This is a genomic window from Stenotrophomonas sp. TWI587, from assembly GCF_039674145.1.
Classification (GTDB): domain Bacteria; phylum Pseudomonadota; class Gammaproteobacteria; order Xanthomonadales; family Xanthomonadaceae; genus Stenotrophomonas; species Stenotrophomonas maltophilia_AY.
Map to the genome: position 1 here is coordinate 20,356 of NZ_JBDJMW010000007.1, position 12,163 is coordinate 32,518.

Here is a 12,163-nt window from a genome sequence, read left to right on the forward strand (position 1 = left end):
CAGGATCTACCCATGACCAAGAACGAACTTTTCGAGCGCATCGTCAAGATCCTCAAGGACAGCTTTGAGATCGAGCCGAGCCGCATCACGCCCGCCGCGCGGCTGTACGACGACCTGGACATCGACAGCATCGACGCGGTCGATCTGATCGTGCAGCTCAAGCCGCTGCTCGGCCGCAATCTGCAGCCGGAAGCGTTCAAGCAGGTGCGGACCGTGCAGGACATCGTGGATGTGGTGCACGGGCTGTTGCCCGGTCAAGCGGCCGCCTGACGGCCATCGCTGAAGACTGACCATGGTCCGGGTACGCGTCGCGGCGTTTGCGTTGCTGTCGCTGGCATACCCGCTGGTGGTCTACCTGTCGCTGGGCCGGTTCGAGCCGCGCTGGTTGTCGCTGCTGCTGTTCACCCTGGCCGCGCTGCGCGCGCTGACCACCCGCCAGCCGGTGTGGTGGGTGGCCGCACTCGGCACCGGCGTGCTTGCTCTGGTGGCCACGGCCTTCAACCAGGCCCTGCCGCTGAAGCTGTACCCGGCGCTGGTGAACGCGGTGATGCTGGTCATCTTCGCCACCAGCCTGCGCTTCGGGCCCAGTGCCGTGGAGCGCCTGGCGCGGCTGAGCGAGCCGGACCTGCCGCCGTTCGCAGTGATCTATACCCGCCGCGTCACGTGGATCTGGTGCGGTTTCTTTGTTCTCAACGGAAGTCTGGCCCTGGCCACGGCGCTGTGGGCGTCCAACCAGGTCTGGGCGTTCTACAACGGATTGTTGGCGTACGTGATGATGGGTGCTCTGTTTGGCGGGGAATGGCTGGTCCGGCGACGGGTCAAGGCGGCGCATGCCCATGGCTGAGTGGATCGCACTGGACCGGCTGGCGCTGGCGCCGCGCCCGGGCCGCATCGTGGGCATCGCCGGCGACACCGTGGTGGAACACCCGCAGTTCCGCACGCAGGTACTGGGCTGGCAGCAGGCGTTCGCGCGGGCGCCCGGCACGGACTGGGCGCTGTATTTCGATGACACGCTGAGCTTCGCCGCCGCCCTGCTGGGTGCCTGGCATGCCGGCAAGCGTGTGTTCCTGGGCGGCGACAACCTGCCGGCCACGCTGGAAGGGCTGAGCCCGCATGTGGCCGGGTTTGCCGGCGACGTGCCGGCCCGGTATGCGCCGTTGCAGCCCGATGCGGAGGCCGATCCGGATCACGTCCTGCAGCCGTTGGATGAGGCCGCCCTGGAGCTGGTGGTGTTCACCTCCGGCAGCACCGGCGCGCCGAGCGCCATCGTCAAACGCATGCGCCAGCTGACCCGCGAGGTGGATGCGCTGCAGGCCGCCTTCGGTGAGCAGCTCGACGGCGCGCAGGTGCAGGGCACGGTCTCGCACCAGCACATCTACGGGCTGCTGTTCCGGGTGCTGTGGCCGCTGGTGGCCGGGCGCGCGATCCAGCCGCGCCGGTTCTTCCACGAAGACCTGGTGAGCGCGCTGGGCGGCCAGCCCTCGGTGCTGGTGGCCACCCCGGCCCATCTCAAACGCCTGCCCGAGCAGCTGGACTGGTCCTCGCTGGGCGGGCAGCTGCGCGCGGTGTTCTCCTCGGGCGGCCCGTTGCCGACCGAGGCCGCGCTGCAGGTGCGCGCCTTGATGGGCGTGGCCCCGACCGAAGTGTTCGGCAGCAGCGAGACCGGCGGCGTTGCGTGGCGGCGATGGAGTGCAGCCCAGCCGCAGTGGCATCCGCTGCCCGGCGTGGCCTGGCGGATCGAGGAGGGCTGCCTGGCGGTCCGCTCGCCGCACCTGGCAAGCGAGGGCTGGTGGCTGACCCAGGACCGTGCCGTGGCCGACGACGGCCACAGCTTCCGCCTGCTCGGCCGCGCCGACCGCATCGTCAAGATCGAAGAGCGCCGCGTCTCGCTGGATGCCCTGGAGCAGCAGCTGCGCGCGCACCCGGCAGTGCAGGAGGTGCGCGTGTTGGTGTTGCCGGGCGCGCGCGAGCAGCTGGCCGCCGTGGTGGTGCCGCAGGCGACCGGCGCCGCGCAGTGGGATGACGCCGAGCGCCGCCGCCAGGCGCAGCAGCTCAGCGCACACCTGGCCCGCAGCCATGACGCCGTGACCCGGCCGCGCCGCTGGCGCTTCATCGACGAGCTGCCCTTCAACGCGCAGGGCAAGGTCACCGCCGCGGCCTTGGCCGCGCTGTTCCGTCCATTGATGCCCACCGCCGAGTGGCAGCAGCGCGATGACACCACCGCGTCGCTGCAGTTCGTGCTGGACCCGGACCTGGTCGCGTTCGATGGCCACTTCCCGCAGGCGAAGATCCTGCCGGGCGTGGTCCAGCTGGACTGGGCGATCCATTACGGGCGCAGCGTATTCACGATGCCGCCGCGGTTCGTACGGATGGACGCGGTGAAATTCCAGCATGTCGCGCGCCCGGGCGACTGCCTGCAGCTGAGCCTGGGTTGGGACGCGGCCAAATCGGCGATGAGCTTCCGTTACGTCTCCGACCATGGCGTGCATGCCAGCGGCCGGGTGGTGTTCGGCGATGCATGATGACACCGGTAGTGGCGTGAGCAGGCCGGCCTTTGCCCCCTTGGTGGTGATCCCGGTGTACGACCACGCCCATGCGATCGGCGCGGTGGTGCAGGGCGTCCTCGCCAGTGGCCTGCCCTGCCTGCTGGTCGACGATGGCTCGCACCTGGACTGCGCGCAGGTGCTCGATGCCCTGGTGCGCGCGCATGCGCCGCAGGTGACGCTGCTGCGGCTGCCGGTCAACCAGGGCAAGGGCGGCGCGATGTTGGCCGGTTTCGCCGAGGCCGCGCGTCTGGATTACAGCCACGTGCTGCAGATCGATGCCGACGGCCAGCACAACACCGGTGACATCCCGCGCTTCGTCGCATTGTCGCAGGCGCAGCCGGACGCGGTGATCTGCGGCACGCCCGCCTACGATGCAAGCGTGCCCAAGGCGCGACTGTACGGCCGCTATGCCACGCATATCTGGGTCTGGATCAATACGCTGTCGCTGCAGATCCGCGACTCGATGTGCGGCTTCCGGCTGTATCCGCTGGCGCCGGTGACGCGGCTGATCGGCGAGGAAACCATCGGGCGGCGCATGGATTTCGACAGCGAGATCCTGGTGCGCCTGTTCTGGCGAGGGGGGCGCGTGGTCAATGTGCCGACCGCCGTCACCTATCCCAGCGATGGCGTCTCGCACTTCGATGTGTGGCGCGACAACGTGCGCATCAGCCGCATGCACGCGCGCCTGTTCTTCGGGATGCTGTGGCGTGCACCGCGGCTGCTGTGGCAGCGCATCGCAGGTCCTCGCCCATGACCACGCCTGCACCTGAAAGCGCCCCGCACTGGGCCGACATCGGCGAGTCGACGTCGGCCGCGGGCGTCCTGTTCCTGTGCTGGGTCCACCGCTGGTTCGGCCGTTGGCCGTTCCGTCTGTGCGTGTATCCGGTGGTGCTGTGCCATTGGCTGACCAACCGGGTCGCGCGCGAATCCTCGCTGCAGTACCTGCAGCGTCTGCAGGCGCACACCGGCGTGTTCCCCGCGCCGCCGGGGCGCTGGCAGAGCCTGAAGCACTTCGCGCTGTTTGCCGACACCATGCTCGACAAGCTGCTGGGCCTGGGCGGTCGCTATCCGCCCGATCGCATCTACCTGCAGCGCGACCTGGTGCTGGACAAGATCGCGCGCCGCGAAGGTGGCCTGATCCTTACCGCGCATATCGGCTGCCTGGAGTTGTGCCAGGTGCTGGCCGAGCAGGTGCCTGGCTTCCACATCACCGTGCTGGTGCATACCGCGCACGCGCAGCGCTTCAACCGCCTGATGCAGCGGCTCGATCCGCTCGCTTCGGTGGAGCTGCTGCAGGTGACGGACATGGGGCCGGCCACCGCGGTCGAGCTGCAGCGCCGGGTCGAGGCGGGCGGCTTCGTGGCCATCGTCGGCGACCGCGTGCCGCTGCGTGGCGGGCGCACTGTGCCGGCGTCGTTCCTGGGCCACACCGCGCAGTTCCCGATCGGAGCCTATGTGTTGGCCGCGGCATTGGCCTGCCCGGTCTACACCATGGCCTGCCTGCATCACGGCCGTGGCTACCAGGTGCGCTTTGAACAGTTCACCGACCGCATCGTATTGCCGCGTGGCTCGCGTGACGCCGCGCTGACCGCGCAGGCTGAACATTTCGCCCGGTGGCTGGAAGTTCAGGTCATCCAGGCACCCTTGGACTGGTTCAATTTCTTCCCCTTCTGGGATCAGGCATCTCATGGCAAGTAAGGCCGATCAGGCACCCTCCATCCGCTTCGGCGATGCGCCGCTGACCATCGAAGACGTGGTCGCGCTGTCGCAGCGCCAGGCCCAGGCCGTCGTCACCGACGACGCCGCGTTTACTGCGCGCATCCAGCGCGGCGCGGACTTTCTCGATCGCCTGCTGCGCGAGGACGGGGTGATCTACGGGGTGACCACCGGCTACGGCGATTCGTGCACGGTGAACATTCCGCCGGCGCTGGTGGCCGAGCTGCCGCACCACCTGTTCACCTACCACGGCTGTGGACTGGGCCGTTTCCTGGACCCGCAGGAGACCCGCGCGGTGATCGCCGCACGCCTGGCCTCGCTGGTACGCGGCATGTCCGGTGTCAGCCACCCGCTGCTGCAGGGCCTGGCCACGCTGCTGCGCCACGACGTGCTGCCGCTGATCCCGGCCGAAGGGTCGGTCGGCGCCAGTGGCGATCTGACGCCGCTGTCCTACGTGGCGGCGGTGCTGTGTGGCGAGCGCGAGGTGATGTACCAGGGCGCGCGCCGCCCGGCGGCCGAGGTGCTGGCCGAAATCGGCATGACCCCCCTGCGGCTGCGCCCCAAGGAAGGTCTGGCGATCATGAACGGCACCGCCGTGATGACCGCGCTGGCCTGCCTGGCCTATGACCGTGCCGATTACCTGACCAAGCTGGCCACGCGCCTGACCGCGTTCAACGTGCTGGCCAGCGACGGCAACGCGCACCACTTCGATGAGATGCTGTTTGCTGCCAAGCCGCACCCGGGGCAGACGCAGATCGCCGCGCGCCTGCGCCAGGACCTGCACAGCGACCGCCCGCCGCGCAACGAACAGCGCCTGCAGGACCGGTATTCGCTGCGCTGCGCGCCGCACGTGATCGGGGTGGTGCAGGACGCGTTGCCGTTCTTCCGGCAGCTGATCGAAACCGAACTCAACAGCGCCAACGACAACCCCCTGATCGATGTCGAGGGCGAGCGCATCCTGCACGGCGGCCACTTCTACGGCGGCCATATCGCCTTTGCGATGGATGCGCTGAAGAACACCATCGCCAACCTGGCCGATCTGCTTGATCGGCAGATGGCGCTGGTGGTGGATGCGCGCTTCAACCACGGCCTGCCAGCCAATCTGTCGGCGGCCACCGGTGAGCGTGCGGCGATCAACCATGGCTTGAAGGCGCTGCAGATCAGTGTCTCGGCATGGACCGCCGAAGCGCTCAAGCAGACCATGCCGGCCTCGGTGTTCTCCCGTTCCACCGAGTGCCACAACCAGGACAAGGTCAGCATGGGCACCATCGCCGCGCGCGATTGCCTGCGCGTGATCGAGCTGACCGAACAGGTCGTCGCCGCGCTGCTGATCACGGCCCGTCAGGGTGTGGCCCTGCGCGAGCGCGTCGGCATGAAGGCGACCCTGCACGGCGATCTGGCCGCGATGTACCAGGACCTGTCCGAGCGCATTGCCCTGATCGAGGAAGACCGCGCGCTGGATGGTGAACTGCGCGCCCTGCTGGACGATATCCGCGCACAGCGCTGGGAGTTGTATGTCCACGCCTGATCTGAGCGTCGAGGTGACGCTTTCACCGGCCTTCCATGACTGCGACGCCATGGAAGTGGTCTGGCACGGAAATTACTTCAAGTACTTCGAAATCGCGCGCTGCGCACTGCTGCAGCGCCACGATTACGACTATCCGCAGATGCGCGATTCCGGCTACCTGTGGCCGGTGGTGGATGCGCGGGTGAAGTACATCCGGCCGTTGTTGTACGGCCAGGCGCTGCGCGTGCGCGCCACGATCACCGAGTGGGAAAACCGCCTGAAGATCGCCTATGAAATCCTGGATGCAGGCAGCGGTGCCACGCTGACCCGCGCCCACACCATCCAGGTCGCGGTCGACGCGGCCACCAATGAAATGCTCTACCTGTGCCCGCCGGTGCTGTGGGAGCGTCTGGGAGTACACCCGCAATGAACCGTTTCCTGCGCACGCTGTGCGTGCTGGTGATGCTGGCCGTGGTCGCCCCGGCGTTTGCCGCCACCGATGTGGACGCGGTCAAGCAGCGCGTGGCCAAGGTCGATGTGCTGCGTGGCGAGTTCACCCAGGAGAAACAGGTCGCCGGCTTCAAGAATCCGCTGCGCTCGCAGGGCCGCTTCGTGCTGGCCCAGGACCACGGCGTGATCTGGACCACGCTCAAGCCGTTCCCGTCCGAGGTGGTGGTCACCCGTGATCGCATCCTCAGCCGGCAAAGCGATGGCAGCAGCCGGGTGGAGCTGGATGGCCGCCAGCAGCCGGCGATGCGCTCGGTCAACGCGATCATGTTCGCGCTGATGAGCGGCGATGCGCAGGCGCTGTCGGCGCAGTTCACGGTCAAGGTGGAGGTGCTGCCCGGCAATGCCTGGAAGATGCAGCTGACCCCGCGCTCGGCGATGCTCGGCAAGGTGTTCGCGCAGCTCACCCTGAGTGGCGACCGCTACGTGCGCGAGGTGCAGATCAACGAGGCCAACCAGGATGTCACCCGCATCCACTTCACCGGCATGAGCGATACCCCGGCCACGCTGAGCACCGACGAGGGTCGCAGGTTTGAATGACGTGCTGACCTCCAACGGTCGCCTGCAGCGCATCTGGCGCTGGCTCGCCATCGCCTGGCTGCTGGTGCTGGTCGGCCTCGGCGTACAGCAGTGGCAGCTGTGGAAAAGCGAATCACGGATCGACACCGACATCCTTGCGCTGCTGCCGCAGGACGCGCATGACCGCCTGTTGTCCGATGTGACCCGGCGCATCGCCGATGCCAATGCGCGCCAGATCGTGGTGCTGCTGGGCAGTACCGATGCGGCGCAGACCAAGGCGGCCGAGGCGGCCTTCCGCGCCACCCTGCGCGACAGCGCCGACGGCAAGGCGCTGCTCCAGGAGAGCGGCTCGATCGAAGGCTGGTTCGATCAGGCGCGTGCGTTCTACGCCCCCTACCGCGACCGCCTGCTGACCAGCGCACAGCGCGAGCGGCTGCAGAACGAGCCCACCCAAGGCCTGGCCGAGTCGGCACTGGCGGCGCTGTACGGTCCGATGGGCGCACCGCGCCTGACCGAGTGGCGGCAGGATCCGCTCTCGCTGTGGCCGCAGTGGTGGCAGGAACGCGCGCTGGGCTCGGGCCTGCAGATGGGCGACGACGGCCTGCTGGAGGCCGATGGCAAGCATTGGTCGATCGTGCAGTACGACACGGTCGGTTCGGCGTTCCAGCTCGATGGTGAGCGCCATATCGATCTGCTGCTGGACACCGCTGCCGAAGCCGCCGCCAGGCAGGCGCCTGGTCTTGAGGTGCTGCGCGCCGGTGTGCCGCTGCATGCCGAGGCGGCTGCGGTGCAGGCCAACTGGGAGATCAACACGATCGGCTGGGGCTCGCTGGCCGCTGTGCTGCTGCTGGTGTGGCTGGCGTTCCGTTCGCTGCGCCCGATCCTGCTGGTGGCCGCCTCGTTGCTGATCGGCTGTGGTGTCGCGCTGGCGGTGACGGTGCTGGTGTTCGGCAAGGTGCACGTGCTGACCCTGGTGTTTGGTGCGTCGCTGGTCGGCGTTGCCGAGGACTACGGCATCCACTGGTTCGCCTCGCGCCAGGCCGAGCCGGCCGACCGCCGCTGGAAACTGCTGCGGCATCTGCTGCCCGGCCTGTGGCTGGCGCTGCTGACCAGCGCGCTGGCGTATCTCGCGCTGGGCCTGGCGCCGTTCCCGGGCCTGCGCCAGATGGCACTGTTCTCGGTGGTGGGCCTGGCCGCCGCATTCCTTACCGTGATCTTCTGGTTCCCGTGGCTGGATGGCGGCGAAATCCGTCGCACCGGCTTTGCGCGCTGGCTCGGCGCCACGCTGGAGCGCTGGCCGCGCCTGCACGGTCGCAAGGCCGCGGTGTTTCTCGGCGTGGTCACCGTTCTCTCGGCGATCGGCATTGCCCGCCTGCAGACCAACGATGACCTGCGCAGCCTGCAGTCGTCGCCACCGGAGCTGATCGCCCAGCAGATCCGCATCAGCCAGATGCTGGGCATGCCGAGCCCGGCGCAGTTCTATCTGGTGCAGGGTGATACCGCCGAGCAGGTGCTGGAGCGCGAAGAAGCGCTGATCGATCGCCTGCGCGTGCTGGAAGCAGACAAGCAGATCGGCGGCTACCGCGCGATCAGCGATTGGCTGCCATCGCAGAAGCGCCAGCAGGCCGATGCCGCGCTGACGGCCAAGGTCGAGCCGCAGGTACTGGCCCAGGTCGGCGAAGCCGTGGGTGAGCCGCTGCTGCGCCCGGCCTATGCCGCGCAGGATCTCCAGGCCGATGCCTTCCTCGCCTCGCCCGCGGCGATGCCGTTCCGCCACCTGTGGCTGGGTACGGTCGGGCAGGGCGTGGCCTCGGTGGTGATGGTCGACGATCTCTCCCGCGCCGATGCACTGACCCTGCTCGAAGCGCAGGCCAAGGGCATCGATGGCGTGCGCTGGGTCGACCGTACCGCCGATTTCTCGCAGCTGCTCAAGCACTACCGCAAGTTGATGAGCGGCCTGCTGCTGATCGGCATCGCGCTGGTGTTCGCGGTGCTGTACTGGCGCTATCGCGGGCAGGCATGGCGTGTGCTCGCCCCGACCCTGGTCGCCGGTGCGCTGACGTTGGCCTTGCTGGGCCTGTTCGGGCAGCCGCTGCAGCTGTTCAACGTGCTCGCGCTCATGCTGCTGCTGGGCATGGGCATCGATTACGGCATCTTCCTGATCGAACATCGCGGCGACGCCAGTGCCTGGCTAGCGGTCTGCGTGGGCGCCGCCAGTACCTGGCTGTCGTTCGGGCTGCTTGGGCTGTCGGCCACGCCGGCACTGCGCGCGTTCGGCTTGACCCTGTTGTTCGGCATCGGCCTGGTCTGGCTGATTTCGCCGCTGTTCCGCCCACCGCCGCACGACGCACCGCATTGAGCGACCGCGTTTTCCTCACCTGATCTGATCAAGGATGTACCGATGAACCCGCACGTGGAACGTACTGAAATCCTGGTCATCGGTGCCGGCCCGGCCGGTTCCGTGGCCGCTGCGATGCTGCGCCAGCAGGGCCGCCAGGTGCTGATCCTGGAGCGCCAGCAGTTCCCGCGCTTTTCGATCGGCGAGAGCCTGCTGCCGCAGAGCATGGAGTACATCGAGGCGGCCGGGCTGCTGCAGGATGTGGTGCAGGCCGGGTTCCAGTACAAGAACGGCGCGGCGTTCGTGCGCGGCGAAGCCACCACCGAGTTCGACTTCCGCGACAAGTTCTCGCCGGGGTGGGGCACCACCTACCAGGTGCAGCGCGCCGACTTCGATGATGTGCTCGCGCGCGGCGCCGAGCGCATGGGCGCCACGCTGCGCTTTGGTGATGAAGTGCTCTCGGTGCAGCCCGGCCGCCCGGCGCAGGTGCAGGTGCGCCGCCCGGATGGCAGCGAATACACCATCGAGGCCGGCTTCATTCTCGACGCCAGCGGCTTCGCCCGGCTGCTGCCGCGCCTGCTGAAGCTGGAGTCGCCGTCGAACTTCCCGGTGCGCGGTGCGATCTTCTGCCACGTGCGCGACCACATTCCGGCCGGCGCCGGCTTTGACCGCAACAAGATCCTGATCACCACCCATCCCGAACATGTGGACGTGTGGTACTGGACGATCCCGTTCTCCAACGGCTGCTGCTCGCTGGGCGTGGTGGCCGAGCCGAGCTTCTTCGAGCGCTACCCCGGTACCGATCTGGAGAAGCTGCAGGCCATCGTCGGTGAAGATCCGAACCTGACCCGCCTGCTCAAGAATGCCGAATGGGCGGTGCTGCCGGTGCGCACCATCACCGGTTACTCGGCCAACGTGTCCTCGTTGTGGGGTGAGGGCTATGCGCTGCTGGGCAACGCGGGCGAGTTCCTGGACCCGGTGTTCTCCTCGGGCGTGACCATCGCCTTCAAGTCCGCGCAGCTGGCCAGCCAGTGCCTGGCGCGCGAGCACGCCGGTGAAACGGTGGACTGGGAGCAGGCGTTCTCGGTGCCGCTGCGCGCCGGTGTGAAGACCTTCCGCCGCTTCGTCGAGGCCTGGTATGCCGGTGGCTTCCAGAAGATCATCTACCACCCTGATCCGCAGCCGGAGGTGCGCCGCATGATCTCCTCCATCCTCGCCGGGTACGCGTGGGATACGAAGAATCCGTATGTCGCCGATGCCACGGGCCGGCGCCTGCGCGTGCTGGAGGAACTGTGCAGCGCCTGATCCTGACCCTGTTGCTGAGCCTGCTGCTGGCCGCCTGTGCCAGCACCCGCATGCCCTCACCAAAGGTGCAGCTGCCCACGTTGCAACTGGCGCCGTCGGCGTTGCCGCAGCCGGTGCAGCTGCAGCAGCGCCTGCAGTTCCGCTTCGGCAGCCACGCACGCGAGCTCGATGCGTTGCTGGAGGTGGATGCCGAACAGGTCCGGCTGGCCGTGCAGGCGATGGGCCAGACCGGCGTGCGCATGGTCTGGGACGGGCAGCACCTGGAACAGACCCGCGCGCCGTGGCTGCCGCCGCAGGTACGCGGTGAGCGCGTGCTGGACGACCTGCAGTTCGCGCTGTGGCCGGCGGCGGCGATCCGCGCTGCGCTGCCGGCCGGCTGGGCCCTGCAGGAGAGCGATGGCGTGCGCAGCCTGGCGCAGGACGGCAAGTCCTGGCTGGTGCGCGACACGCTGCCCGATGGCCGCGTGCGCCTGCGCAATCTGGCCGAGGGCTATGAACTGGTGATCGAATCGATGGACATGGGGCAGGGCCAAGAGTGAGCAGCAGCGCGGTCTATCTCAACGAGCTGGGCGTGATCTGCGCGCTGGGTGCCGACCGCGCCGAGGTGCGCGAAGGCCTGTTCGCAGCGCAGCCCGGCGGGTTGCGCGACAACGACGCGATCCTGCCGGGGCGCACGCTGGCGCTGGGCGAGGTGCATGCGGCGCTGCCGGATCTGTCCGATCTACCGGTGGCCCTGCGTGGCCGCAACAACGGCCTGCTGGAAGCTGCGCTCGGCCAGATCCGCGTGGCCGTCGATGCCGCCGTGAGCCGCTTTGGTACCGCGCGCGTGGCGGTAATCATCGGCACCAGCACCTCCGGCATCGGCGAATCGGAGAATGCGCTGCGCACGTACCATCGCGACGGCGTGTGGCCGGCGGATTTCCATTACGCCCAGCAGGAAATGGGTACCGCCGCGCGCTTCGTGCGCGAGCGGATCGGCAGCACCGGCCCGGCATGGACGATCTCCACCGCGTGTTCGTCCAGCGCCAAAGCGTTGATGTCCGCCGCGCGCCTGCTGCGGGCCGGCGTGGTCGATGCGGTGGTCGCCGGCGGGGCGGATTCGATGTGCCGCTTCACCGTGGCCGGGTTCAGCGCGTTGGAGTCGGTCTCGGCGGCGCGCTGCAATCCGTTCTCGGTCAACCGCAACGGCATCAACATCGGCGAGGGCGCGGCGCTGTTCCTGATGACCCGTGAGCCGGGCCCGGTGCGGCTCTCCGGCTGGGGCGAATCCTCCGACGCGCACCACATGTCCGCGCCGGACCCACAGGCACGCGGTGCGATCGACGCCATGCAGCAGGCGCTGGACCGTGCTGGGCTGGCCGCGGCGCAGATCGACTACGTGAATCTGCATGGCACCGCCACCGGCCACAACGATGCCATGGAAAGCCAGGCGGTCGCCGCCGTGCTCGGCACGCAGGTGCCGTCCAGTTCGACCAAGCCCCTGACCGGGCACACGCTCGGTGCCTCCGGTGCGATCGAAGCGGCGCTGTGCTGGATGACCCTGGCCGACAACCCGGACCAGCAGTTGCCCACCCACTGGTGGGACGGGCAGGCCGATACCGCCTTGCCGGCGCTGGCGCTGGTGGCCCCGGGGACGCGCGCTGCGCAGCCGCTGCAGCACGTGCTCAGCCATTCGTTCGCCTTCGGCGGCAGCAATGCCGTGCTGGCACTGGCCAAGGGATGAGC

At 68.5% G+C, this 12,163-nt stretch carries 12 protein-coding genes; all 12 read left to right on the plus strand.

The features are described 5' to 3' along the window. The first annotated feature begins 12 nt into the window (after positions 1-12). Genes ABE464_RS12650 through ABE464_RS12705 form a run of 12 tightly spaced genes read left to right on the plus strand, consistent with a single transcriptional unit; the run spans position 13 to position 12,161 of the window. Positions 13-270: an acyl carrier protein gene (locus tag ABE464_RS12650; protein ID WP_019185496.1), complete on the plus strand. Its 258-nt coding sequence runs from the start codon at positions 13-15 to the stop codon at positions 268-270. Positions 271-292: 22 nt separating this feature from the next. Beyond that, positions 293-844, plus strand: a complete 552-nt coding sequence (locus ABE464_RS12655) for a hypothetical protein (protein WP_346472246.1) — start codon at positions 293-295, stop codon at positions 842-844. Continuing rightward, positions 837-2,522, plus strand: coding sequence for an AMP-binding protein (locus tag ABE464_RS12660; protein ID WP_346472247.1), 1,686 nt, complete (start codon positions 837-839; stop codon positions 2,520-2,522). The genes ABE464_RS12655 and ABE464_RS12660 overlap by 8 nt, the downstream gene beginning before the upstream one ends. Next, the gene (locus tag ABE464_RS12665; protein ID WP_346472248.1) at positions 2,515-3,300 is read left to right on the plus strand and encodes a glycosyltransferase family 2 protein; all 786 of its coding nucleotides are present in this window, start codon (positions 2,515-2,517) and stop codon (positions 3,298-3,300) included. Before ABE464_RS12660 ends, ABE464_RS12665 begins: the two co-directional genes overlap by 8 nt. Then, positions 3,297-4,244, plus strand: coding sequence for an acyltransferase (locus tag ABE464_RS12670; RefSeq protein ID WP_346472249.1), 948 nt, complete (start codon positions 3,297-3,299; stop codon positions 4,242-4,244). The genes ABE464_RS12665 and ABE464_RS12670 overlap by 4 nt, the downstream gene beginning before the upstream one ends. Continuing rightward, positions 4,234-5,790, plus strand: coding sequence for an aromatic amino acid ammonia-lyase (locus ABE464_RS12675; RefSeq protein ID WP_346472250.1), 1,557 nt, complete (start codon positions 4,234-4,236; stop codon positions 5,788-5,790). The genes ABE464_RS12670 and ABE464_RS12675 overlap by 11 nt, the downstream gene beginning before the upstream one ends. After that, positions 5,777-6,199 carry a thioesterase family protein gene (locus ABE464_RS12680; protein ID WP_346472251.1) on the plus strand — a complete coding sequence of 141 codons (423 nt, stop codon included), beginning with the start codon at positions 5,777-5,779 and terminating at the stop codon, positions 6,197-6,199. Before ABE464_RS12675 ends, ABE464_RS12680 begins: the two co-directional genes overlap by 14 nt. Further along, positions 6,196-6,816 (plus strand): outer membrane lipoprotein carrier protein LolA, encoded by a 621-nt coding sequence (locus ABE464_RS12685; protein WP_346472252.1) that lies wholly within the window; start codon positions 6,196-6,198, stop codon positions 6,814-6,816. The genes ABE464_RS12680 and ABE464_RS12685 overlap by 4 nt, the downstream gene beginning before the upstream one ends. Next, entirely contained in the window at positions 6,809-9,154 is a 2,346-nt protein-coding gene (locus ABE464_RS12690) for an MMPL family transporter (RefSeq protein ID WP_346472253.1), read from the plus strand. Before ABE464_RS12685 ends, ABE464_RS12690 begins: the two co-directional genes overlap by 8 nt. Positions 9,155-9,196: 42 nt before the next feature. Then, positions 9,197-10,438 (plus strand): NAD(P)/FAD-dependent oxidoreductase, encoded by a 1,242-nt coding sequence (locus tag ABE464_RS12695; protein ID WP_346472254.1) that lies wholly within the window; start codon positions 9,197-9,199, stop codon positions 10,436-10,438. Continuing rightward, positions 10,426-10,977 carry a DUF3261 domain-containing protein gene (locus ABE464_RS12700; protein ID WP_346472255.1) on the plus strand — a complete coding sequence of 184 codons (552 nt, stop codon included), beginning with the start codon at positions 10,426-10,428 and terminating at the stop codon, positions 10,975-10,977. Before ABE464_RS12695 ends, ABE464_RS12700 begins: the two co-directional genes overlap by 13 nt. Continuing rightward, positions 10,974-12,161 (plus strand): beta-ketoacyl-[acyl-carrier-protein] synthase family protein, encoded by a 1,188-nt coding sequence (locus tag ABE464_RS12705; RefSeq protein WP_346472256.1) that lies wholly within the window; start codon positions 10,974-10,976, stop codon positions 12,159-12,161. Before ABE464_RS12700 ends, ABE464_RS12705 begins: the two co-directional genes overlap by 4 nt. The last annotated feature ends 2 nt before the right edge of the window (positions 12,162-12,163 follow it).

Bases quoted from the DNA above. Each gene is read 5' to 3' on its own strand.
- ABE464_RS12695 (WP_346472254.1), top strand. From the start codon at position 9,197: ATGAACCCGCACGTGGAACGTACTGAAATCCTGGTCATCGGTGCCGGC.
- ABE464_RS12680 (WP_346472251.1), top strand. From the start codon at position 5,777: ATGTCCACGCCTGATCTGAGCGTCGAGGTGACGCTTTCACCGGCCTTC.
- ABE464_RS12665 (WP_346472248.1), top strand. From the start codon at position 2,515: ATGCATGATGACACCGGTAGTGGCGTGAGCAGGCCGGCCTTTGCCCCC.
- ABE464_RS12670 (WP_346472249.1), top strand. From the start codon at position 3,297: ATGACCACGCCTGCACCTGAAAGCGCCCCGCACTGGGCCGACATCGGC.
- ABE464_RS12655 (WP_346472246.1), top strand. From the start codon at position 293: ATGGTCCGGGTACGCGTCGCGGCGTTTGCGTTGCTGTCGCTGGCATAC.
- ABE464_RS12675 (WP_346472250.1), top strand. From the start codon at position 4,234: ATGGCAAGTAAGGCCGATCAGGCACCCTCCATCCGCTTCGGCGATGCG.
- ABE464_RS12660 (WP_346472247.1), top strand. From the start codon at position 837: ATGGCTGAGTGGATCGCACTGGACCGGCTGGCGCTGGCGCCGCGCCCG.
- ABE464_RS12650 (WP_019185496.1), top strand. From the start codon at position 13: ATGACCAAGAACGAACTTTTCGAGCGCATCGTCAAGATCCTCAAGGAC.
- ABE464_RS12685 (WP_346472252.1), top strand. From the start codon at position 6,196: ATGAACCGTTTCCTGCGCACGCTGTGCGTGCTGGTGATGCTGGCCGTG.